This window comes from Pseudoduganella sp. jia 9 (assembly GCF_055502615.1).
The window spans coordinates 215,154-236,184 of the sequence record NZ_JBUPWE010000012.1 but is presented as its reverse complement, the minus strand read 5'-3'; the positions used below and the strand labels follow the sequence as shown (position 1 = coordinate 236,184).

Sequence of the window (21,031 nt, the reverse complement as noted above, 5' to 3'; positions counted from 1 at the left end):
TTTATTTTGCAAGCTTGCTCGACTGACGCTTCTACTTCATGGCAGTGAATGTCTTGCGCCAGTCCCTGGGGCTGACCTGGAACCGCTTCTTGAAGTGCTGGCGGAACGAGGTTGGCGTCTGGAACCCCGCCATGCCGGCAATCCTGTCGATCGACAGCGATGTGTTTTCCAGCAGTTCGCGCGTCCGGTGAAGTCGTTCATTGACCAGCCAGTCGACCAGCGTCATGCCGGTCGCCTTGCTGAAGTGGCGGGTAAAGGTACGGCGGCTCATGGCGATGCGCTCGGCCAGTTCGTCGATGCTGTGTGTCCGGTCGAGGTTATTGCGAAGATAGTCGAGCAGGATGTTGAGCTGCGCGTCCTGGGTGGACGCGGCGACCGGCTGCTCGATGAACTGGGCCTGGCCGCCCTCGCGGTGAGGCGGTATGACCATGGTGCGCGCCACCTTGTTGGCCACGCGGGCACCGTAGAATTCGCGCACCAGGTACAGGCAGCAATCGAGTCCGGCGCCGGTGCCCGCCGAGGTGATCAGCTTGTCCTCCTCGACATACAGCGCATTCATGTCGAGCTTGACACGCGGGAAGCGCCGGCAGAAATCCTGCTCCGCCATCCAGTGCGTGGATGCCCGCTTGCCGTCGAGCAGGCCGGCATACGCCAGCGGATAGGCGCCATAGCATAGGCCCACCACATGCGCTCCCCTGGCGTGGGCACGCGTCAATGCCGCCACCAGATCGTCATCGGGGCGGGCGTCCAGGTCGTGCCACCCGGGCATCACCAGGATATCGGCAGTTTCCGCCAGTTCCAGCCCGCCATCCGGATGCACCGTCAGCGCACGCTCGGCGCTGAGTGAGCCCGCGCCCGACGAGACGATGCGCAAATCGAACAGCGGCTCCTCCGGCTGCCCGGCGCTGAATACCAGGTAAGGCACCGAAAAGTGGAACGGGCTGAAGCTGGCATAGAGGATCAGGGCAACGACCGGAGGCTTTTTTTGCATGATGGTCGATGATAGCCCGTTTTGGCCCAAAAGTTTCGATAGTTGGCATTCGGGTCGATTTTTTGTTCGCGCCGGCCCCGCCACAATGCTGCCTGTCGATACTTAATTACGGGAGCAACAAAATGAAAACCCTCAAGACACTCGTCATCGCCATGGTACTGGCTGCCGGCAACGCGGCGGGCATCGCCCACGCCGACACTGGCGTTGCCACTGCCAGTGCAGCGGTTCAGGTCCAGCAGATCCGCAACGCCACGGCCAAGATCGATTACGCCGGCAAGACCTTCCTGGTCGATCCGTTCCTGGCAAGGAAGGGAACCTACCCCGGCTTTCCAGGCACGTTCCACAGCGAGCTGCGCAACCCGACCGTAGAGCTGCCGCTGCCGGTGAAGGACATCATGCGCGGCGTGGACGCGGTGATCGTCACCCATACCCACCTCGACCATTGGGACGGCGGCGACCACGCATTCATCCCCAAAGCGACGCCGCTGTTTGTCCAGCATGAAGCCGACGCCAAGGTGATCCGCGGCCAGGGGTATACCGATGTGCGCATCCTGGCCGACAGCACCGAGTTCGAAGGCGTGCGCCTGACCAGGACTGGCGGCCGGCACGGTACCGAACAGATGTACAGCAAGAAGCCGCTGGCCGACGCGCTGGGCGAGGCAATGGGTGTCGTGTTCCAGGCCCCGGGCGCCAAGACCGTCTATATCGTGGGGGACACGATCTGGAACGCCACCGTCGACGGCACGCTGGCCAGGTTCAAGCCCGACGTGGTCATCCTCAACACGGGCGACGCCCGCATGAAGGGTTACACCGGCGCCATCATCATGGGCAAGGACGACGTGCTGCACGCCTGGCAGGCCATGCCCAACGCAACCATCATCGCCACCCACATGGATGCCATCAATCACATGACGCTGAGCCGCAAGGAACTGCGCGACCACGTGAAAGAGCACAAGATCGGCGACCGCGTGCGCATCCCCGCCGATGGCGAAGTGCTGAAGTTCTGAACATTTTGCTTCATGCCGGAAAGCGTGAAATCCTGCCAGCAGCAGCCAAACTTTCAAATGGAGAATGCCATGACCACACCACGCCGGGCCCTCATCGTCATCGACGTCCAGCAGGAATATTTCGAGGGACTGCTGCCCATCCAGTATCCTCCCCGTGAGCAGTCCGTCGCGCGCATTCGCGAGGCGGTCGACGCCGCCGCGCAGGCGGGCGCCCCGATCGTGCTGGTCCAGCACGAACTGCCGGCCGGTGCCCCGGTCTTCGGCGCGGGATCGGCCACCTTCCGGCACCATCCCGACATTGCCGCATACGAGGGCAAGGCCGCCAGGCGTATTGGTAAACAGTTCGGCAGCGTCTTCGCCGGTACCAACCTCGACGACTGGCTGCGTGGCCAGGGCATCGATACGGTCACCCTGGTCGGCTACATGACCAACAACTGCGTACTCTCCTCCGCGGTCGACGCCGAACCTCGCGGCTTCAACGTCGAGGTCCTGTCGGACGCGACCGGGGCAGTCGACCTGGCCAATGAGGCAGGTCGTGCGTCCGCCAGGCAGGTCCATGAAACGCTCATGGTCCTGCTCAATTCGAACTGGGCCGCCGTTGCCGGCACCAGCGCCTGGATCGCTGCACTGCAGGCCGGCGAGCCGCTGGAGAAGAGCAACCTGGTTACGTCAGCCGCACAGGGCCGTAACGTACCCTGACCAGCCCCGGCCCGTCGCTCGCACCGGCGGCGTGATCGATCATGTGGAACGCCAGCACGCCGCAATCGGAGAAAAGCGCCTGTTCGCCGGACTGGTGCGCCACCTCCCCAGCCCGGCGAATACCGGCAGCGGCGCCCAGGATTTCCAGCCCAGACAATCCTGTTCGCTTTTTTCGACGCAGCCCGCATCCACGGGGCCACAATAGACCGTTGCATGTCGCCTGCGTCAAGCGCCAGCCCCGTGCACTGTTCTCAGTTGCGGCAGAGTCCGACATCCACGGCATGTCGATCCGGTGTCGGTCGTGCTGCGTCCAGGGAGTCGCAGTCTATTTCGCTCTAAAACGAACCCATATAGTCCAATAATATCTAGAATCAGCCAAACGCCGGATGGATTGGAGCGAAATCGCCTTCACTACGGGAACTCTGGACTGTTTTAGACCGCCCGGCACTCCTTTTTTGGACCGTTTTATACAATTCCGTTCTCGCGTTGGACTGTTTTCGCGGCATATTGCTGGAGCGGTCCCTGCAGTTATCAGCACGGAACCAGGCTTCCTCGCCGGGAATGCGCAGCCAGACGAAGCGCCATGCATTCCGTCCGGCCGTGTGCCGGTTGGCAAACAGCGATGGCGTCAATGCCGCGCCATCGTCCGCGATAATGTGGTCGCCGCATACCTTGGCAAACTCGACGGAACTGTCGCGACCGGTCCGCAGTATCGTGCCGTCCGGCAGGAACAGTGTTTTCCATTGAAAGCCGCGCAACGCCAACCCACCACTCCGCACTGCCAGCCTCTCGGTATCCCTGGACATCCAGCGCTTTACAAGTTCCACTATGAATTCCTCCGACGCCGGGGCGGGTATCCATCAGGTAGAGTTCCAGTTCCAGGTATTCCAGCACGGGAAAACCCACCGCCTTCTTCGCTTCATATTCCATGACTTGGTCCTTTCCAAAAGGGTCTGAAGATTGGACCGTTAGCTGGATATTTAGTTTGTTTTAGACCTTCGTTACCAGGACTTGGATCACATTAGACTTCGAGCGATCTGTTTTAGACGAGATTCGGGCCGGCATCGCCGAAACAAGATCAAAATAGACCGTTATCGCCCATATTAGACCGGATTAGACCATGTGAGAAAACGGGAACTGCGTTATGCCTCTTCCGGCTAACGACATGTCAGCTGCGGGCGCCCCAAAGCGCGGGTATTGCGCGCAGCATTAATTTCCCAAACCGGGTCTGTCCCGATTCGAGAAACTGTTGTCGAGGGGATCTCTAAATGGGCATGACCGGCGATTGCGGGCCGTCGTTGTCCTTGTTCATCAGATCGCACACGGCACTGCGCAGCCCTTTTGCGGCGCGCGTGCCGCTGCCGTCGATCCACAGGTAGGCGGCTTGCTTGCCTGCTTGCGGCCAGTGCGGCAGGCCGGGGCCGTTGGCGTCGCCCTTGCGGATGAAGTTGGCCCAGTAGCGCTGCACGGCCGGCCAGTCCTTCGGCGTGGCCTCGGCCGGTGGCGCCTTGAAGATGTAATCGTTCTCCGATGTGTGCTCGGGCGGCTCGTTGGAACCCGGCGAGTCCAGCGTCTGCTGTTCGTACCAGAAACTGGGATCGACACCCTTGGAGGTCGGGATATTCCTGGCCGCCGCGATGACGCTCGCCGCGGGCAGGGTGTGTAGCTGCTCGAGTCCCTTGGCGCCGCGCGGCAATTTGAGGCGGTCGAGCACGGTGTTGCCGATTGCTTCATTGTCCAGCGCGGTGCGGGTCTTGCCCGGCGTGGATACTGACGTACACCGGCAGGCGTGCCGTGCCGCTCGTATCCGGCGTACGCACCGACAGGGTCAGGCAGTCTTCGCTGGCGTTGTCCAGGGAGCTCTTGTTCCAGCCCGTGTCTTCCTGCACGCAGGCCGGTACCAGCCTGGTGGCGTCGCGCACGCCTTGCCAAGGCTCGCGTGCCACTGGCGGCTTCCAGCGCAGCGCGCCAGTCGGGGCGGCCGCATAAGGAATACCGTAAAAGATGGCGCTGCCGTCGGCCATGGCCAGGCCGGCCAGCCTGCCGCCGCTGACAGCGACTTCGTGCGCGTATGCCGCGGGTAAGGCCAGTGCACAGGCTACTCAAGACATTTTGCGATGACCGCGCAAGGCACCCGGCATCAATCCAGCCACGGATGCGCCGCCAGCCAGCGCCCCAGCTCGTTGTCATTGGCGCACTGCAGCTTGCTGAAGATATTGGCGCGATGGGTTTCCACCGACCGCGGCCCGCATGGCGGCACGAGGATGCGGGCGATCTCCTTGTTTTGCTGGCCGACGCCGACCAGACGGGCGACCTCGCGTTCGCGCGGCGTCAGCTGGGCCCACTGCCACAGCGCCTGGGCACGCGAGCGCGCCAGCGCCACGGCGTGCGGCAGCTTGTCGAGCAGTTGCTGGGTGTCCGGCTTTTCCACCCAGTCGTAGGCGCCGCGGCGCACCGCCTCGAGGGCGGTGGGAATATCGCCGTGGGCCGACAGGAACAAGGTCACCAGCGGGCTGTGCTCGGCGAGCAGGCGTTCGAAGACGGACAGGCCGCTCATGCCGCCCATCCGCAGGTCGAGGATCACGCAGCCCGGCTGGCGCATGTCGACGGCGTCGAGGAATGCCTCGCCCGAGTCGAAGGCCTGCACCGCGAGCCCTTGCGAGAACAGCAGCAGGAGCAGCGAACGGCGCAGCGCCTCGTCGTCATCGACGACGTACAGGGTCAGTGGAATGTCTTTCATGGCACGGTTGGCAAGGTAAAAGTAAAGATGGCACCGCCGCCGGCGCGGTTGTCGACGGTGATGGCGCCGCCGTGCGCCTCGACGATGGTACGGCAGATGCTGAGCCCGAGCCCCAGGCCGTCGGGCTTGCTGGTGTAGAACGGCGCGAAGACCTGGTCCAGCCGCTCGGCCGGGATGCCCGGGCCGTGATCGGCAACGGTGATGCGCACGCCCTGCCCGGCCCGGACACTGGCCAGCTCGATGCAGCGCCGCTGCGCCGGCAGGTCCTGCACCGCGTGCATGGCGTTGTGGATCAGGTTGACGAGTACCTGCTCCAGCAGCACCCGGTCGCAACGCACCGTCGCGCCGGCATCGTCCGGCGACACGCGCAGGCGCACGCCATCGCGCTGCAATTCGGGCCTCACCAGCGCTTCCGCATGGGCGATCACGCTGGCGACGGTCACGCTTTCGTACAGGCCGCGCTGCGGGTTGATCAGGGAACGCACGCGCTTGACGATTTCACTGGCGCGTTTCGACTGCCCCACGATCTCGTCGAGCGCCCCGGCCAGCATGTCGGACGACCCGCGCGCGGCAAGCGCCTGTGCGGCGACGGCGAAGTTCGACAGGGCCATCAGCGGCTGGTTGAGTTCATGCGCGAGCGTGGATGCCATCTCGCCGACGCTGGCCAGCCGGGCGCTGCGCTGGAGCCGCAGTTCCTGCTCGCGCTGCCGGGCTTCAGCCTGCTTTTGCGCGGTGATGTCGACCACGGAACTCATCCAGCCGCGGTGCAGCCCCTGCGCATCGACCAGCGGCGCGGTGTAGACCATCGTGATCACGTCGTGGCCATCCTTGTGCCGGATACGCGACTCGAAGCCGTGCGGCGCCGCGCGGCCCTGCAGCGCGGCGTCGCTGTCGCGTGCCAGCTTCTCCAGGTCGTCGGGATGCCAGTACGGGTATGGCGGCAGGCAGCCGAGCAATTCTTCCGCGCTGTAGCCGACCATCGCGCACAGCGAAGGATTGACGTAGATGATCCGGCCATCCGGATCGCGCGCCCGCATGCCGACGAGCAGGGAATCTTCCATCGCCTTCTGGAACGCGTGGGCCTCCTGCAAATCGCGCGTGCGCTCTTCGACACGGCGCTCGAGCTCCAGGCGCGCCGACTGCTGTTCCGCATAACGCTTTTCACGCAGGCGCCAGTACAGGGCGCCGACGAACAGCAGCGCGACGGCAAGCGCCGTCAGCGCCAACGCGGCCCGGCGTGCCTGGACCACTTCCTTCATGTCGGAGGTGACCGTCAGCGTCCAGCCCAGCTCCGGCAAGGGCGTGTCCAGCGCAAGCAGGTTCGCGTGTTGCCCGTTCAGCGAAGTGCGCAGCACGAAACTGTCCACGCCTTGCGGCGACTCGACGCGCCATGGCAGGACATCGAAGCGTTGCCGGTTGCCGTACTGGGCGTGCTCGGCGATCCAGCGCGCGTCGGCGGCGGACACCGGCCGGATGGCGCGAAACAGCCAGGCGGGCACGCTGCTGAGGAAGACGATGCCGCGGCTGTCGCGCAGCACCACCGGCTCGCTGCCGCGCATCCAGGTGGCCTGGAGCGGCTCCAGGCTGATCTTGACGACCAGTACGCCGAGGATCTCGCCGGCCGCACGCACCGGCTCGGCGATGAACAGGCCCGACTGGCCGGTGGTCAGGCCCAGGCCATAGAAGATGCCCCGCTTGCCCTGTATCGCATCCTCGAAGTACGGGCGCTGGTGGTAGGACTGTCCCATGAAACTCGACGGCAGGTTCCAGTTGCTGGCGGCCAGCGTGCGCCCTGCGCGATCGACCAGGAACAGGGCGGCGGCGCCGGTGGTCGCCTGCAGGTCGGCGAAATAGTCGTTGACCCGCGACTCCAGTGTTGCATCGCCGGGCGCGCGCAGCAAGGCCTTCACATCGGGATGGCGCGCGGCGGCATGCGGCAGGAAATCATGCTTCTCGACCAGCCCGCGCAGGCCCAGCGCTTGCGCCGCGGCGGCCTGCCGCAGCGCGTCGGTCTTGGCTTCCAGCTCGAACCGGGCGGCCCAGTCCCCCGCGGCGACGACCAGCGCGATCGCTGCCGCAGCCGCGGCCAGGCGGAACATTCGACGTCGGGTGAACCAGGTTGCCATGGCGATGCGGGAGAGTCCGGGCAGCAGACGATAACAGTTGCACAGCCGGCAGGGAACCGCCTCCGTAGTTTTACGGAGGCGGCGGCGCTGGAGTTGCGGATGTCCGGCACCGCGCCGGTGGCCACAATGGAACTCTTCACAATGAGGAGACAACCCATGAATACAGTGACCGGCACGGCCGTCGGCGGCGCCCGCCCGCACACCGCCGAACGCATTTCCGGGGCGCGGCTGCGCGCCATCTTCGTCGGATCGGCAGGCAACCTGGTCGAATGGTTCGACTTCTACTGCTACGCGGCCTTCGCGCTGTACTTCGCCAGCTCGTTCTTCCCTGCCCAGGACCCCACCGCCCAGATGATGTCGACGGCCGGCATCTTCGCGCTGGGCTTCTTCGTGCGCCCCCTCGGCGGCATCCTGTTCGGCCATCTCGGCGACCGGCACGGCCGCAAGGTGGCGCTGATGGCTTCCGTGCTGCTGATGTGCGTCGGCTCCCTGCTGATCGCCTGCGCGCCCACGTATGCCACGGCCGGCATCCTGTCACCGTGCATCCTGCTGCTGGCGCGCCTGCTGCAAGGGCTCAGCCTGGGCGGCGAGTACGGCGCCAGCGCGACCTACCTGTCGGAAATGGCCGACTCGAAACGGCGCGGCTTCTACGCCAGCTTCCAGTACGTCACGCTGATCGGCGGCCAGCTGCTGGCGCTGCTCCTGCTGCTCGCGCTGCAGCACTTCTTCCTCGACGACCAGCAGCTGCGCGAGTGGGGCTGGCGCATTCCGTTCGTCATCGGTGCGCTGCTTGCCCTGGTGGCGCTGCTGATGCGCCACGACATGCCCGAGACCCAGTCGTTTGAAACGGCCCGCAAGAAGGCCAAGGCGATGGGCGGCCTGAAGCAGCTTGCCCAGCATCCGAAGGAAGTGCTGCTGGTGGTTGGCCTGACCATGGGCGGCACGCTGGCGTTCTACGTCTACACCGTGTACATGCAGAAGTTCCTGCGCCTGTCGGTGGGCCTGACCGACGCGCAGACCACCGCCGTCTCGGCCGCGTCGCTGCTGTTCGCGATGTGCCTGCAGCCGCTGTATGGCGCCCTCTCCGACCGGATCGGCCGCCGCCCGCTGCTGGTGGGCTTCGCGCTGCTCGGCACGATCTTCACCGTGCCGCTGCTGACCGCCATCCGCAACGCCAGCGGCCCGTGGGAAGCGTTCGCGCTGATCGCCTGCGCCTGGATCATCGTTTCCGGCTATACCTCGATCAACGCGCTGGTCAAGGCCGAGATGTTCCCGGCAAGCATTCGTGCCACCGGCGTGGGCGTGCCATATGCCTTCGCGGTATCGATCTTCGGCGGCACGGCCGAGTACCTGGGCCTGTGGTTCAAATCGGTCAACCTGGAGAGCGGCTTCTACTGGTACGTCACCGGAGTGATCGCCTGCACGCTGGTGGTCTGCTGGTTCATGCGGGACACCGCAGCCAGTTCGAAGATCGATGAAGAGGCGCGCAGCCACTGAACGATGCCGGGGCCGCGGCAGCGCATCAGGGAATTCATTGCCTCATGCTGCTGTGCCCGTCGAGCTCCGTCATTTTTTCCGTGTCGAGCCGGTTCCGTTCCAGCACGACGCCGGTGCTGCTGCTCAGCCCGACACCGATGATGCCGGTGCGCGCACCATCCACGCGCACCGTATTGCCATCGACCACCGTGCCATCGGCAGAGCGCAGGTACATCGCATAGCCGCTCGATCCGGGCGTGAGGTCATGCAATCGGAACGTATTGCGTTCGATGCGCGCGGACGGGCCATAGCTGAGCAGCGCGAAGGGCGTTCCGCCGGTGGCCTTGGCGTCGAGTGCGGCGTCGATCACGTTGTCACGAATCTGGTTGCTGCTGCCGGCGACCGTCACCGCGGTCACCACATCGCTGAACTGCATGCGCTCCACCACGAAACCGGTATCGGTGAAGACGGCGTCCGCTTTGACAGGAAAGATGGGATAGGCGTGGCCGGGCGAACTGCCGCGGTTCATCAGCGTTATGCCCAGGCCGGCGCCTTCGATACGACCGTTATGAACGCGGATATTCTGGCCCAATCCCCACACGCCGGTGTAGCCGCGGGTCCCGGTCGTGCGCAGCGTGTGACCACGGAAATCGAGATCGACATTGCTGGCGCGGATCGAAATGAACTTACCGCCACAGCCATGCTCGAATATCGAGCATTCGAACTCATAATCCTGGTCCAGGCAATATTTACCAGGGCGGCTGATGCCCATCGACGGTTTGCCGAAGGCTTTGCGATCCCATTGCAGTACCTCGCACCCATCGGGGCCTTCCTGCGCGGGCGCAACCGCAGACGCCGGTGGCGTGCCCTGGATACCTGACGCCGAACGCGGCCTGAACTGCTGCTTGATGCCTTCGCTCAGCAATAGCCAGACCAGCTGTCCACCGCCTATCTCCTCGGCGCTGACACGCGGCAGCACGATAAGAGCCAGCATCGCCGCGGTGCCGATAACGTGTCTTGAATTCACGGTTGCGTTCCTTGTCGGCGCAGGGCAGGATCAGGGCCGCTGCAACTGCCCGATGACGCTGGCCACCTTGGTGGTAATGACATCGACCGCCGGCACATTGGCGCCGTGCGGCAGGATGACATCGGCGTGGCGCTTGGTGGGCTCGATGAACTGCTTGTGCATCGGACGCACCGTTTCCAGGTACTGGCCGACGATGCTCTCGACCGTGCGGCCACGCTCGGCAATATCCCTCTGCATGCGGCGGATGAAGCGCACGTCGGAAGCCGTATCGACAAAGATCTTCAGCGACATCAGGTCGCGCAAGTCCGCGTCATACAGGGCGAACAGGCCTTCGATGACGATGACCGGCGCCGGCCTGACGGCGATGGTCCGGTCGGAACGGTTGTCGATCGTGAAGTCGTACACCGGCATCGCGATCGTCTCGCCATTGCGCAGCGCCTGCACATGCTGGATCAGCAGCGGCCAGTCGAAGGCATCCGGATGATCGTAGTTCTGCCTGCGGCGCACGTCCGGGGCGAGATCTGACTGGTCGCGGTAGTAATCGTCCTGCATCACCACCGACACCATCTCGGCGCCAAACGACGCCAGTACTTGTTGGGACACCGTCGACTTGCCGCTGCCGCTGCCGCCGGCAACGCCAATCACGAACGGTTGAAAAGAAATCTCATTCATCCCCGAATGATACCGGAGCGGCGGCGGATCGGCCCAGCGCCACATCCCACGGCGGCACCGGCTGGTACTCGGCCACCAGGAAATCGATCAGCTTGCGCACCTTCGGCGACGGCCGCCCGCTGGCCGGATACAGCGCCGACAGGTGATTGAGCGGCAACTCCCAGTCCGGCAGCACGGCCACCAGCGTGCCTGCCTGCAATTCGCGCCAGGCCAGGAAAGTGGTGCTGTAGACGATGCCGCTGCCCCGCAGCGCCGCCTGGTGCAGCACCAGGCCGTTGTTCGACGTGAACGCGGCATCCACGTGGACGGTGCGGCGCTCCCCTGCCCGCTCGAAGTGCCAGGCGGTGCCGTCGGTCAGGTGGGAAAAATGCAGGCAGCGGTGCTGCCGCAGATCTTCCGGAACCGACGGCGTGCCGTGCGCACGGAGGTAATCGGGCGACGCGCACAGCACCGCGCGGCACGGCGCCAGCGGGCGGATCGCCAGCGCGCGGCTGTCGGGAATGCCGCCGACGCGGATCGTCAGGTCGAAGCCATGGGCGATCGGGTCGAGCAGCGCATCGTCGACGTGCAGCAGCGGCTGCAATTGCGGGTGCGGCTGGCTGAAGCGGGCCAGCGCATCGGCCAGCCAGGCAACGCCGAAGCTGGACGGCGCCTGGATGCGCAGCGGGCCGGCCAGCGTGTCGCCGGTCTGCGTGACGATGCGCGCCGCCTCGTGCGCCTGCCTGACCGCCGCGTCGCACGGCGCCAGGTAAGCCTGGCCGGCATCCGTGAGGCTCACTTCGCGCGTGGAACGGTGCAGCAGCCGCACGTTCAGCTTTTCTTCCAGCTGCAGGATGTGTTTCGACACCATCGCGCGCGATAGCCCCAGCCGGCGCGCCGCCGCGGAAAAGCTGCGCTGCCGGGCCACCTCGACGAAGATTTCCATTGCGCGCAACTGGTCCATGACGAACATTGTCTGCATTCCGGCGACAATGTGTCAACCATTGTCCACCTTTCAGTGAAAGACAAGGTTCCGTACAATCGCCTGCATCATCCAACAGGAGCATGGCCATGCTGAGCGCAGCGCAGAAAGAGCAGTACCAACGCGACGGGTTCCTCGTCCTTCCAGGTTTCAAGTCGGCGGACGAGATCGCCGCGCTGCGCGCCGGTGCCGCGCGCATCGTCGATGCCTTCGACCCCGCCGCCGCCAGCGGCATCTTCACGACGAAGGACCAGGAAAAAAAGGCCGACGAGTATTTCCTCCGCTCGGACAACACGATCCGCTGCTTCTTCGAGGAAGAGGCGTTCGGCCCGGACGGCCAGCTGCGCCAGGCGAAGGAACTGTCGATCAACAAGATCGGCCACGCGATGCATGACCTGGACCCGGCGTTCCGCGCCTTTTCCAGCGATGCCCGCCTGCAGCAGGTGGCCCACGATGTCGGCCTGGCCGATCCGCGGGTATGGCAATCGATGTACATCTTCAAGCAGCCCGGCATCGGCGGCGAGGTGCGCTGGCACCAGGACGCCACCTATTTTGAAACGGACCCGATCAGCGTGACCACCTTCTGGTTCGCGCTGGAAGATGCCACACTGGACAACGGCTGCCTGTGGGCGGAGCCGGGCGGCCACCGCACGCCGCTGCGCGAGCGCTTCGTGCGCAATGGCGACGACATCAGGGTGGAAAAGCTCGATGCCACGCCGTGGCCGGACGACAGCACCGCCGTGCCGCTCGAATGCAAGGCCGGCGCGCTGGTGCTGTTCCACGGGCTGCTGCCCCACTACAGCGCGCCGAACCGCTCGCCGGTATCGCGCCATGCCTACACGCTGCACGTGACGGACGGGCGCACCGTCTACTCGCCGCAGAACTGGATCCAGCGCGACGCATCGTTCCCGGTGCGCGGCTTCACGTGACTGCGCATATGACGGCGATCCGCATCCTCGCCCCGCAGTGGGGCAACAACGACGTGCCTGCCGCCGACTTCATCGCGCGCGTCGTGGACGCGGGCTTCGACGGCATCGAGATGTCGCTGCCCGATGACCGGGCCGAACGCGAGGACTGGCTGCGGCGCATCGGCGACGCACGGCTCGATCTCGTCGTATCGCAATGGCAGACCGTGTTCCACGCCGAGTTTTCTGCGCATCGGCAGGCGCTGCAATCGCTGCTGGCGCAGGCCTGCGCGGCGCGGCCGCTGCTGGTGAACTCGCATACCGGCAAGGATTTCTATACGCCGGAGCAGAACGAGGAACTGATCGCGCTGGCCGACGCGATCGCCCGCGAGCATGGCGTGCCGATCGTCCACGAGATCCACCGCAGCCGCTTTTCCGGGCACCCGATGCTGCTGCGCCCCTACCTGGAACGCCTGCCGGGCCTGCAACTGACGGCCGACCTGTCGCACTGGTGCACGGCCTGCGAATCGCTGCTGGAGGACCAGGGCGCCATGCTCGACGCCGTGCTGCCACGCGTGCGGCACATCCACGCCCGCGTCGGCCACGCGCAAGGCCCGCAGGTGCCCGACTTCCGCGCGCCCGAATACGGTGCCGAACTCGCCGCGCACCTGGCATGGTGGGACCGTATCGTGGCGCTGCGGCGCGCCGCCGGCGCTGTGGTGCTGACCATCACGCCGGAATTCGGTCCCGCGCCCTACACGTTCCGGCTGCCGTACACGCAGGAGCTGGTGGCCGATGCATGGCAGTTGAACGTGGCGATGGCCGCGCTGCTGCGCGAACGCTACAGGTAAGCGCGGTAACGGCGCCAGCCCGCCAAGCCTAGGCGTGGCCGATGCCCGCCGCGCCGTAGGCATGCTCGAAATCGGCGATCGGCATCGGGCGGCCCAGCAGGTAGCCCTGCATCGACGAACAGCCGCCGTCGAACAGGAAGGCGCGCTGGGCTTCCAGCTCGACGCCCTCGGCGACGATCTCCAGCTTGAACTTGCGCGCCAGCGCGATGATGGCCTCGACGATCGACGCCGAGCCGGCATCGACACCGATGTCGCGCACGAAGGAGCGGTCGATCTTCAGCGCGGAGAGCGGAAAGCGCTTCAGGTAGGCCAGCGACGAATAGCCGGTGCCGAAATCGTCGAGCGAAAAGCGGATGCCCTGGGTGCACAATTCATGCATGCGCCCGGTGATCTCGTGCATGTCCTCGGCAAACACGCTTTCGGTCAGTTCCAGGTACAGCTGTTCGGGGGGCGCGCCGGTGCCGCCGAGGATGCTGGCCACCGACGCCGGAAAGCGGGGATCGCGCATCTGGTGCACGCTCACGTTGACGGCCAGCTTCAGGCGCCCCAGGTTGGCGTCGAGATGCCAGCGCGCGAGGGCACGGCAGCTTTCCTTGAGTATGTACTCGCCCAGCGGCAGGATGAGGCCCGACTCTTCGGCAAAGCCGATGAACTGGTCCGGGCCGATCAGGTCCAGCTCGCTGCGCTGCCAGCGCACCAGCACCTCGGCGCCCACCACGCGGCCCAGCGCATCGAATTGCGGCTGGCAGAACAGGCGGAACTGCCCCAGCGACAGGCCGTTGCGCATCGCGGTCTCGAAATCGGCGCGGCGGTCGGCCGCATCCTGCATGCTCGGGTCGAAGAAGCGCGCGCAATTGCGGCCGTCGGCCTTGGCGCGGTACATGGCAAGATCCGCCTGCTTCAGCAGGGTTTCGATGTCCGTCTCGTTGCTGTCGAATAGCGTGATGCCGATGCTGGCGGTGGTCTTGAACAGCAGGGAACCGAGCTCGCAGGGCTGCCCCACCGCCGACAGGATCTTGGCGACGACGCGGTCGGCCTCGGCCACCGCGCCGCGTGCCGACGTGCCCAGGCCTTCCAGCACGACGACGAATTCGTCGCCGCCGAGCCGCGCAAGCTGGTCGCTGTGACGCACCGTGCAGCGCAGCCGCTGCGCCGTATGGCGCAGCAGCCGGTCACCCAGGTCATGCCCCATCGTGTCGTTCAGCAGCTTGAAGTTGTCCAGGTCGAGGTAGAGCAGCGCGCAGTGCTGGCCCGAGCGGCGGCCCCGCGCCAGCACGTGGTCCAGTTCCCCGATCAGGAAGCGCCGGTTCGGCAGGCCCGTCAGGTGATCGAAATACGCCAGCTCGTAGATGTGGCGTTCCGTCTGCTTGCGTTCGGTGAGATCGGTGTTGACGCCGGAGATCCGCACGGCCTTGCCGGCGCCATCGCGCAGCACGTAGCCGCGCGACAAGACGGACACGTAGTGCCCTTGGCGGTGCTGCAGCCGGAACTCCAGGCTGAAGCCGTCGCGCTGGCTGGGCAGCAGGTCGGCCAGGTAGGCCTGGATCATTGGTTCGTCATCCGGATGCAGCATGCGGCGCCACGCGCCCGAGTCCTCGAACCCTTCGCCGCTGGGATAGCCGAGCATGTTCCACCAGCGTTCCGAGTAAAACACTTCGTCGGCAACCAGGTCCCAGTCCCACGGCGCATCCGTGGAACCCTTCAGTACGAGCCGCAGCCGTTCCTCCGACTTCTGCAGCGAGTGCTGGGTATTCTTGAGTGCCGTGCAGTCGGTGAAGCAGACGACGACATGCCGCACGGCTCCGGCTGAGTCGACTTCGGGATAGGCATTGCATAGCAGCCAGCAGATACCGTCCGGGAGGATTACGCCGGCCACGAAGCCGGACAGCTTGCGGCCCGTCCTCAGCACCAGGTTCGCCGGAAACTCCTCGGGTGGCAGGGCCGAGCCGTCTTCACGCACGAGAGCCCAGCCGCCCGCGCTGGGCTTGGCCCCGATCAGCTGGAGTTCGCTGCGGCCCAGCAGTTCCTGGGCAAGCCGGTTGGCGGACACGATGCGCCCGTCCGCCGCGTGCACCACCACGCCCGCCGGCAGGTTGTCATGCAGCGTGTCGACGGAAAATACTGCATCCGCTGGGAGTGGGGGCTGCATGGGTTCAGACTGACAGTCGGTAAGCGATGGAACCATGCTAGCACTCCGGTAGTGCACAGGCGCGCGGTTGATGGTGTTGTCGCGGCTGGACTGAGCCGCCGGACCAGGTAACCGTTCAGCGCCGCAGCGCCAGGTCCACCAGCAGTGCCACCAGCAGCAGGAACGACACGCTCTTCCAGAACGTCACCGGGCTGCGCTCGATCAGCGGCGGGCGGTTGCGTTCCAGGAAGGCGCGGTTCGGCTGGTGCAGGTCGAACACGAACTCGTCGACGTCTTCGTAGCGCTTCCCGGGGTCGACCTGCACGGCCTTCTCGATGGCGGCGTCGATCCAGGCCGGGATCGACGGGTCATGCTCGCGCGCCGGCGCATATGCCAGCTTGCGCTGCGCGGCACGGGTTTGCGCCTGCGGGATCCGCACGCCGTACGGCAGTTGTCCGGTCAGCATGTGGTAGGCCAGCACGCCCAGCGAGAACACGTCCGAGCGCACCGTGCCCTGTTCGCCCAGGAAGTATTCGGGCGCGGCGAACAGCGCCGCGCCGGCAAGCGTAAAACCGTCGTCTGGAGACGGCGGCGCCATTTCCCGCACGCCGGCCACGCTGGCCGAGCCGAAGTCGATGATCTTCGCGGTGCCGGTGCGGTCGATCATCACGTTTTCGGGGCGGATATCCTGGTGCAGCATCTCGAGCCGGTGGAAGGCGCGCAGTCCCTTCGCGACCTGCGCGACGATGCCGCGCACGGCGTCCAGGTCCGGCTTGCCCATGTCGCGCAGCCACTGGGCCAGCGTCACGCCTTCGATGTATTCGGTGACCAGGTACACATAGCTGCGCTGGCGCTCGTTCACCACCGGTTCGCTGACGTGGGGGCTGACGATGCGCCGCGCGATCCACTCCTCCATCAGGAAGCTTTCCAGGTAGGCCGGGTCGTCGCGCAAATCGATCGACGGTGCCTTGATCGCCACGGATTCGCCGCTGGCCAGGTCGAGCGCCAGGTAGATGTGGCTGCGGCTGCTGCCGTGCAGCGTGCGCATGATGCGGTAGCCGTCGAATTCGCTGCGCGGCTCGAATTGCGGCGGGAACGGCAGCTCGGCCATTCTGTGCAGCAGTTCGCCGGCCTCGTGCGCCTGCACCGTCTCCACGCGCACCAGCTGCACGGTGAGGTTGTCGCCGCTGCCATTGTCCAGCGCGCGCGCCACCAGCAGCCGCGCCGCCTCGTTCAGGTCGATGCCGGCCGACAGCACCTCGCCGACGTCGGCCGCGCTCACGTATTCATGCACGCCATCGCTGGCCAGCATGAACAGGTCGCCCGGCTGGACCGTGACCGCCCGGTAGTCGATCTCGAGGTGCACGTCGACGCCCAGCGCGCGCGCCAGGTAGCTTTGCCCGGGCGATACCCACACGCGGTGGTCGGTCGTCAGCGGTTCCAGCGCGCAGGAATCCGGACCCGCGTACACGCGGCAGATGCGCGTGTCGCCCACGTGGAACAGGTGCGCGGTGTTCGACTTGATCACCATCGCCGACAGCGTGCACACGTAGCCGCGATCCTTGTCGTAGCGGCCCTGCCCCTGCTGGGTCTGAGCGTACAGCCAGGAGTTGGTGGCCGCCAGCACGCGCTCCACCGAGGTCTTCACCGACCACGCATCGGAAGTGCAGTAGTAATCCTCGAGGAAGGCGGCCACCGCCGTTTCGCTGGCGATGTGGCTGACGTCGCTGCTGCCGATGCCGTCGGCCACCGCCAGCGCCGCGCCCTTGACCGACAGCTGCGGCTCGCGCGGCACATAGCTGCCGTGGAAGTCCTGGTTGACGTCCTTGCGGCCGGCGTCCGTGTGCTGGCCGATGGACAGCGTCAGTCGGGCGGGCATGATGGGAGATGAACGCCGGCCGCACGGGCCGGCATGATCCTGATCGCTTGAAACCGCGCTCAGTTGAACTTGCGCTTGGCGCCGGTCTTCACGTGCGTGGAGTACAGCGTGAGGCCGGTGAAGGCCAGGCCGCCCACCAGGTTGCCCAGCACGGTCGGGATCTCGTTCCAGATCAGGTAATCCATGACGGTGAAGTTACCGCCCATCATCATACCGAACGGGAACAGGAACATGTTCACCACCGAGTGTTCGAACGCCATGAAGAAGAACAGCATGATCGGCATCCACATCGCCAGCACCTTGCCGCCCACCGTGGTCGACACCATCGCGCCGACCACGCCCATCGACACCATCCAGTTGCACAGCATGCCGCGAATGAACAGGGTCAGCATGCCGGCCGCGCCGTATTCGGCATAGCCGGTGGTGCGGTTTTCGCCGATGTGGGCCACGGTCTGGGCGATCTTGCCGCCGTCGGTGTTGAAGCCGAACGTGAACATGTAGGCCATCAGCACGGCCACCGTGAAGGCGCCGAGGAAATTGCCGAGGAAAACGATGCCCCAGTGCTTCAGGATGCGGGGAATCGTCACGCCCGGGCGGCGGTCGATCCAGGCCAGCGGCGTCAGCACGAACACGCCGGTCAGCAGGTCGAAGCCCATCAGGTACAGCATGCAGAAGCCCACCGGGAACAGCATGGCGCCGATCAGCGGGACGCCGGTGGCGACCGTGCAGCTGACGGCGAACACGGCCGCCAGCGCCAGGATCGCGCCGGCCATGTAGGCGCGGATCAGCGCGTCGCGCGTGGCCATGTAGATTTTCGATTCGCCCGCGTCCACCATCTTGGTCACGAATTCGGTCGGCACCAGATACGCCATGTTTTTCCCCTATCTTGGTTTGGTCAGTGAGCTGAGCGCTCTTTATTTGAAGGGGAGCAAGAATTGGGCCAACAAAGAGTCCAACCAAGGGGCCAACCAGTGGACCGACCGCGATGCCGCCGCCCGGCACGCCGCCGCGGGCGGTACTCATGCATGCGGTTGCACGGCATTGGCACATTGCGCCATGCGATGGTGCAGTCACGCACCAGTCGGGACCGTCATGCGCGATCGCGGCGCAGGGCGGCAAACAAAGTGCGTTCGGCGGCTGCGCGAAAGCGGTGCGTTGCCGCTCACGCGGCGGCGGCGCTCGGGACGGTACGCGGCAGCGTGATCACCACCGCGGTGCCGCTGCCCGGCGCGGATTCCACGCGGATGCCGCCTTTCAGTACACCCGTCACGATGTTGTAGACGATGTTCATGCCCAGCCCGGAACCGCCCTGCCCCATCTTGGTGGTGAAGAACGGATCGTAGATCTGGTGCAGCGTACGCCCGCTCATGCCCACGCCGTCATCGCTAAAGCGCAGCTCGGCCATGCCGTCGTCCAGCGGGCGGGCCGCGATCGTGATCGTGCCTTGCGGGCGGCCATCGAAGGCATGCAGCAGGGCATTGTTGATCAGGTTGCTGAGCACCTGGCTGACGCTGCCCGGGTAGGAGTCGAAGTCGAGCGTGTCCGGCACGTCCACCCGCGCCTCGCAGCCGGCGCGGCGCAGTTGCGCCGCGAAGGTCGCCAGCGTATCGCGCACCACGCCGGCCAGGTGGAAGCGGCGCCGCTGGTCGGATGCCTGGTCCACCGCCACCTGCTTGAACGAGGCGATCAGCTCGGCGGCCCTGCCGAGCGAACCGGCGATGATGCCGCAGGCGGTCTTCGCATCGTCGAGGTGCGCTTCCAGCGCCGAGCGGCGGATGCCCGGGCCTTCCAGCTGGCGCCGGAACTCCGCGACCATGTCGGCCAGCGCGGTGGCCGTCAGCAGGCTGTTGCCGATCGGCGTATTGAGCTCGTGCGCGATGCCTGCCACCAGCGCGCCCAGCGAGGCCATCTTCTCGGACGTGAGCAGCGTGTCCTGCGCCTGGCGCAGCCGGTCCAGCACCTCGGAGAGTTCGCGATGCGCCTGTTCCACCTGGGCCTTCTGCTGCGCCAGCGCGGCCTCGGTGCGGCGCCGGTCGCTGATGTCGCACAGCACCCATACGCATCCCTTGTCGGGTGCCTGCCGGTCCAGCATGCGCCCGTTGACGATGCACCACATGGTACCGCCGTCGCGCCGCGCCAGTTCCAGCTCGCGGTGCATGCGCTGGCCCGTGGTGCCGCACACAAAGGGGTTCGGCCCCTCCAGCCCCTCCGGCCCCTCCGGCCCTTGCAGCAGCGCGGCCGTCGGGCGGCCCGCCAGGGCGCCCTGCGGATAGCCCAGCATTTCTTCCAGGCCACGGTTGCAGCGCACGATGCGGTCATCGGAAAACAGGCCGATGCCGACCACGGCACTGTCCTGCAGCGCGCCCTGCTCTTCCAGTGCGGCGCGCAGCGTGTGCGCCAGCGCGCGGCGCCGCTGCAGTGTCACGAGCAGCGTGCCGATCAGCGCGCTGATGAAGAAGCCGCAGCCGCCGATCAGCCAGATCGTGCCGCGGTCGCGTCCGTAGCGCAGGCCATCGTAGCCCGCCACCTGGACCAGCCAGCGGCGCTGGCCCACGTTCAGCACCGCCTGCGACGCCAGTCCCGGCACGGTGGCGCGCGCTTCGCGCCGGCCGCCCAGCTTGCCCGCGCTGTCGAACAGCAGGCCATCGATCGCCGGCACGGGCCGGGCCTCGTCCAGCATGTAGCCGGTATCGTGGATCACCACATGCAGATGGCCCAGGATCTGCGGATCGAGCACTTCGCGCATCAGGTCGGCAACACGGAACACGATCGCCACGAAGCCCACCAGTGCCGCGCGGCGCTGCTCCAGCGTGGCCAGCGGGGCGTTCTTGCGGTAGACCGGCAGGCGGGCGATGAAGCCGGGCTGGCCGCTGGCATCCTGCACCAGCGTGATGCGTTCGGTGGCCACCACTTCGCCGGTATCGCGCCCCAGTTCCAGCGCGCGCAGGTGGGTCGGCAACGCGGCCAGGTCGAGGCCGAAGGCGTTCTCGTTGCCGGCCATCGGTTCGTTGTAGGTCACCGGGAAATGTTCGCCGTGCACGATCGTGGGGTGCACGCGGTAGCCGGGATACCCGCCCGGCTCGACGCCCGTATCGGCGCGCACGGCGGCGATGTGCCGGGCCAGTTCGCCCTCCGGCACGCGCGGCACCCACTGGATCGCCTGGAAGCCCGGATAGCGGTCGGCCAGGTGCAGTTCGTTGACATAGCGGTGGAAGTCGCCGCGGCTGACGGAGCCGTGCACGGCGAACGTGGCGCGGATCGCCAGCAGCGTGTCGAAGTAGGTCTTCAGGCGCGCCTCGGTGTCGCGCGCCACCTTGCTCCCGTCATGGCCGAAGCGGTCCGCGATCTGCCGGTCCTGGGTTGCCATCGCGAACAGGCACGCCCATGCGGTCAGGCAGATCCCGACGGCGAAGGCCAGGTAACCGTGTGCACGCATCGCATCCCTTGCTTGTGCTTATCTCCTGCAAGCGACTATAGCATGGGGTAAGAGGCGAAAAGGCCGCGCCGGGACAGCGAAAGCCGGCACCCGGCGGCATGAAAACAGCGGAAAGGCGGCGCCCTGCCGGAAA

At 66.0% G+C, this 21,031-nt stretch carries 18 protein-coding genes; 5 read left to right on the top strand and 13 right to left on the bottom strand.

Features of this window, described 5'->3' with window-relative positions; genetic code table 11:
- Positions 1-31: 31 nt before the first annotated feature.
- Complete coding sequence (locus ACY34H_RS17740; RefSeq protein ID WP_464978790.1) at positions 32-991, bottom strand: GlxA family transcriptional regulator; 960 nt, start codon at positions 989-991, stop codon at positions 32-34.
- A gap of 122 nt (positions 992-1,113) precedes the next feature.
- Between ACY34H_RS17740 and ACY34H_RS17735 the strand changes: the two genes are divergently transcribed.
- Positions 1,114-1,998, top strand: coding sequence for an MBL fold metallo-hydrolase (locus ACY34H_RS17735; RefSeq protein ID WP_464978789.1), 885 nt, complete (start codon positions 1,114-1,116; stop codon positions 1,996-1,998).
- Positions 1,999-2,067: 69 nt separating this feature from the next.
- Positions 2,068-2,697 carry an isochorismatase family protein gene (locus tag ACY34H_RS17730; RefSeq protein ID WP_464978788.1) on the top strand — a complete coding sequence of 210 codons (630 nt, stop codon included), beginning with the start codon at positions 2,068-2,070 and terminating at the stop codon, positions 2,695-2,697.
- Between the two features lie 371 nt (positions 2,698-3,068).
- Here ACY34H_RS17730 and ACY34H_RS17725 read toward each other — a convergent pair whose 3' ends face one another.
- The 5 genes from ACY34H_RS17725 to ACY34H_RS17705 all read right to left on the bottom strand — a co-directional run bounded on the left by ACY34H_RS17725 (position 3,069) and on the right by ACY34H_RS17705 (position 7,563).
- Positions 3,069-3,524 (bottom strand): hypothetical protein, encoded by a 456-nt coding sequence (locus ACY34H_RS17725; RefSeq protein WP_464978787.1) that lies wholly within the window; start codon positions 3,522-3,524, stop codon positions 3,069-3,071.
- A gap of 437 nt (positions 3,525-3,961) precedes the next feature.
- Positions 3,962-4,411 carry a carboxylesterase family protein gene (locus ACY34H_RS17720; protein WP_464978786.1) on the bottom strand — a complete coding sequence of 150 codons (450 nt, stop codon included), beginning with the start codon at positions 4,409-4,411 and terminating at the stop codon, positions 3,962-3,964.
- 16 nt (positions 4,412-4,427) lie between these two features.
- A complete protein-coding gene (locus ACY34H_RS17715) occupies positions 4,428-4,787 on the bottom strand; it encodes a carboxylesterase family protein (protein ID WP_464978824.1) in 360 nt (119 codons plus the stop codon).
- A gap of 50 nt (positions 4,788-4,837) precedes the next feature.
- On the bottom strand, positions 4,838-5,437 hold the full coding sequence (locus ACY34H_RS17710; RefSeq protein ID WP_137314445.1) for a response regulator transcription factor: 600 nt from the start codon (positions 5,435-5,437) through the stop codon (positions 4,838-4,840).
- On the bottom strand, positions 5,434-7,563 hold the full coding sequence (locus ACY34H_RS17705) for a sensor histidine kinase (protein ID WP_464978785.1): 2,130 nt from the start codon (positions 7,561-7,563) through the stop codon (positions 5,434-5,436). Before ACY34H_RS17705 ends, ACY34H_RS17710 begins: the two co-directional genes overlap by 4 nt.
- Before the next feature lie 156 nt (positions 7,564-7,719).
- On the opposite strand from ACY34H_RS17705, the gene ACY34H_RS17700 reads away from it, so the two are divergent.
- The gene (locus ACY34H_RS17700) at positions 7,720-9,060 is read left to right on the top strand and encodes an MFS transporter (protein WP_464978784.1); all 1,341 of its coding nucleotides are present in this window, start codon (positions 7,720-7,722) and stop codon (positions 9,058-9,060) included.
- A gap of 34 nt (positions 9,061-9,094) precedes the next feature.
- Here the strand turns inward: ACY34H_RS17700 and ACY34H_RS17695 are convergent, their stop codons facing one another.
- Genes ACY34H_RS17695 through ACY34H_RS17685 form a run of 3 tightly spaced genes read right to left on the bottom strand, consistent with a single transcriptional unit; the run spans position 9,095 to position 11,690 of the window.
- The gene (locus ACY34H_RS17695) at positions 9,095-10,066 is read right to left on the bottom strand and encodes a right-handed parallel beta-helix repeat-containing protein (RefSeq protein ID WP_464978783.1); all 972 of its coding nucleotides are present in this window, start codon (positions 10,064-10,066) and stop codon (positions 9,095-9,097) included.
- A 30-nt stretch (positions 10,067-10,096) separates the two neighbouring features.
- Complete coding sequence (gene udk / locus ACY34H_RS17690) at positions 10,097-10,738, bottom strand: uridine kinase (RefSeq protein ID WP_464978782.1); 642 nt, start codon at positions 10,736-10,738, stop codon at positions 10,097-10,099.
- The gene (locus ACY34H_RS17685) at positions 10,731-11,690 is read right to left on the bottom strand and encodes a LysR family transcriptional regulator (RefSeq protein WP_464978781.1); all 960 of its coding nucleotides are present in this window, start codon (positions 11,688-11,690) and stop codon (positions 10,731-10,733) included. Before ACY34H_RS17685 ends, udk begins: the two co-directional genes overlap by 8 nt.
- Positions 11,691-11,788: 98 nt before the next feature.
- On the opposite strand from ACY34H_RS17685, the gene ACY34H_RS17680 reads away from it, so the two are divergent.
- Positions 11,789-12,628 (top strand): phytanoyl-CoA dioxygenase family protein, encoded by an 840-nt coding sequence (locus tag ACY34H_RS17680; protein ID WP_464978780.1) that lies wholly within the window; start codon positions 11,789-11,791, stop codon positions 12,626-12,628.
- Positions 12,625-13,455, top strand: coding sequence for a sugar phosphate isomerase/epimerase family protein (locus tag ACY34H_RS17675; protein ID WP_464978779.1), 831 nt, complete (start codon positions 12,625-12,627; stop codon positions 13,453-13,455). Before ACY34H_RS17680 ends, ACY34H_RS17675 begins: the two co-directional genes overlap by 4 nt.
- A 28-nt stretch (positions 13,456-13,483) precedes the next feature.
- On the opposite strand, the gene ACY34H_RS17670 is transcribed toward ACY34H_RS17675, so the two are convergent.
- From ACY34H_RS17670 to ACY34H_RS17655, 4 genes are all read right to left on the bottom strand, one after another.
- Positions 13,484-15,604, bottom strand: coding sequence for a putative bifunctional diguanylate cyclase/phosphodiesterase (locus ACY34H_RS17670; protein ID WP_464978778.1), 2,121 nt, complete (start codon positions 15,602-15,604; stop codon positions 13,484-13,486).
- A gap of 115 nt (positions 15,605-15,719) precedes the next feature.
- Positions 15,720-17,462, bottom strand: a complete 1,743-nt coding sequence (locus ACY34H_RS17665; RefSeq protein ID WP_464978777.1) for a protein kinase domain-containing protein — start codon at positions 17,460-17,462, stop codon at positions 15,720-15,722.
- Positions 17,463-17,521: 59 nt separating this feature from the next.
- Positions 17,522-18,334: a formate/nitrite transporter family protein gene (locus ACY34H_RS17660; protein WP_464978776.1), complete on the bottom strand. Its 813-nt coding sequence runs from the start codon at positions 18,332-18,334 to the stop codon at positions 17,522-17,524.
- A 290-nt stretch (positions 18,335-18,624) separates the two neighbouring features.
- Positions 18,625-20,898, bottom strand: coding sequence for a CHASE domain-containing sensor histidine kinase (locus tag ACY34H_RS17655; protein ID WP_464978775.1), 2,274 nt, complete (start codon positions 20,896-20,898; stop codon positions 18,625-18,627).
- Positions 20,899-21,031: the final 133 nt, after the last annotated feature.

Bases quoted from the DNA above. Each gene is read 5' to 3' on its own strand.
- ACY34H_RS17740 (WP_464978790.1), bottom strand. From the start codon at position 991: ATGCAAAAAAAGCCTCCGGTCGTTGCCCTGATCCTCTATGCCAGCTTC.
- ACY34H_RS17735 (WP_464978789.1), top strand. From the start codon at position 1,114: ATGAAAACCCTCAAGACACTCGTCATCGCCATGGTACTGGCTGCCGGC.
- ACY34H_RS17730 (WP_464978788.1), top strand. From the start codon at position 2,068: ATGACCACACCACGCCGGGCCCTCATCGTCATCGACGTCCAGCAGGAA.
- ACY34H_RS17710 (WP_137314445.1), bottom strand. From the start codon at position 5,437: ATGAAAGACATTCCACTGACCCTGTACGTCGTCGATGACGACGAGGCG.
- ACY34H_RS17705 (WP_464978785.1), bottom strand. From the start codon at position 7,563: ATGGCAACCTGGTTCACCCGACGTCGAATGTTCCGCCTGGCCGCGGCT.
- ACY34H_RS17700 (WP_464978784.1), top strand. From the start codon at position 7,720: ATGAATACAGTGACCGGCACGGCCGTCGGCGGCGCCCGCCCGCACACC.
- udk (WP_464978782.1), bottom strand. From the start codon at position 10,738: ATGAATGAGATTTCTTTTCAACCGTTCGTGATTGGCGTTGCCGGCGGC.
- ACY34H_RS17685 (WP_464978781.1), bottom strand. From the start codon at position 11,690: ATGTTCGTCATGGACCAGTTGCGCGCAATGGAAATCTTCGTCGAGGTG.
- ACY34H_RS17680 (WP_464978780.1), top strand. From the start codon at position 11,789: ATGCTGAGCGCAGCGCAGAAAGAGCAGTACCAACGCGACGGGTTCCTC.
- ACY34H_RS17670 (WP_464978778.1), bottom strand. From the start codon at position 15,604: ATGCAGCCCCCACTCCCAGCGGATGCAGTATTTTCCGTCGACACGCTG.
- ACY34H_RS17665 (WP_464978777.1), bottom strand. From the start codon at position 17,462: ATGCCCGCCCGACTGACGCTGTCCATCGGCCAGCACACGGACGCCGGC.
- ACY34H_RS17660 (WP_464978776.1), bottom strand. From the start codon at position 18,334: ATGGCGTATCTGGTGCCGACCGAATTCGTGACCAAGATGGTGGACGCG.
- ACY34H_RS17655 (WP_464978775.1), bottom strand. From the start codon at position 20,898: ATGCGTGCACACGGTTACCTGGCCTTCGCCGTCGGGATCTGCCTGACC.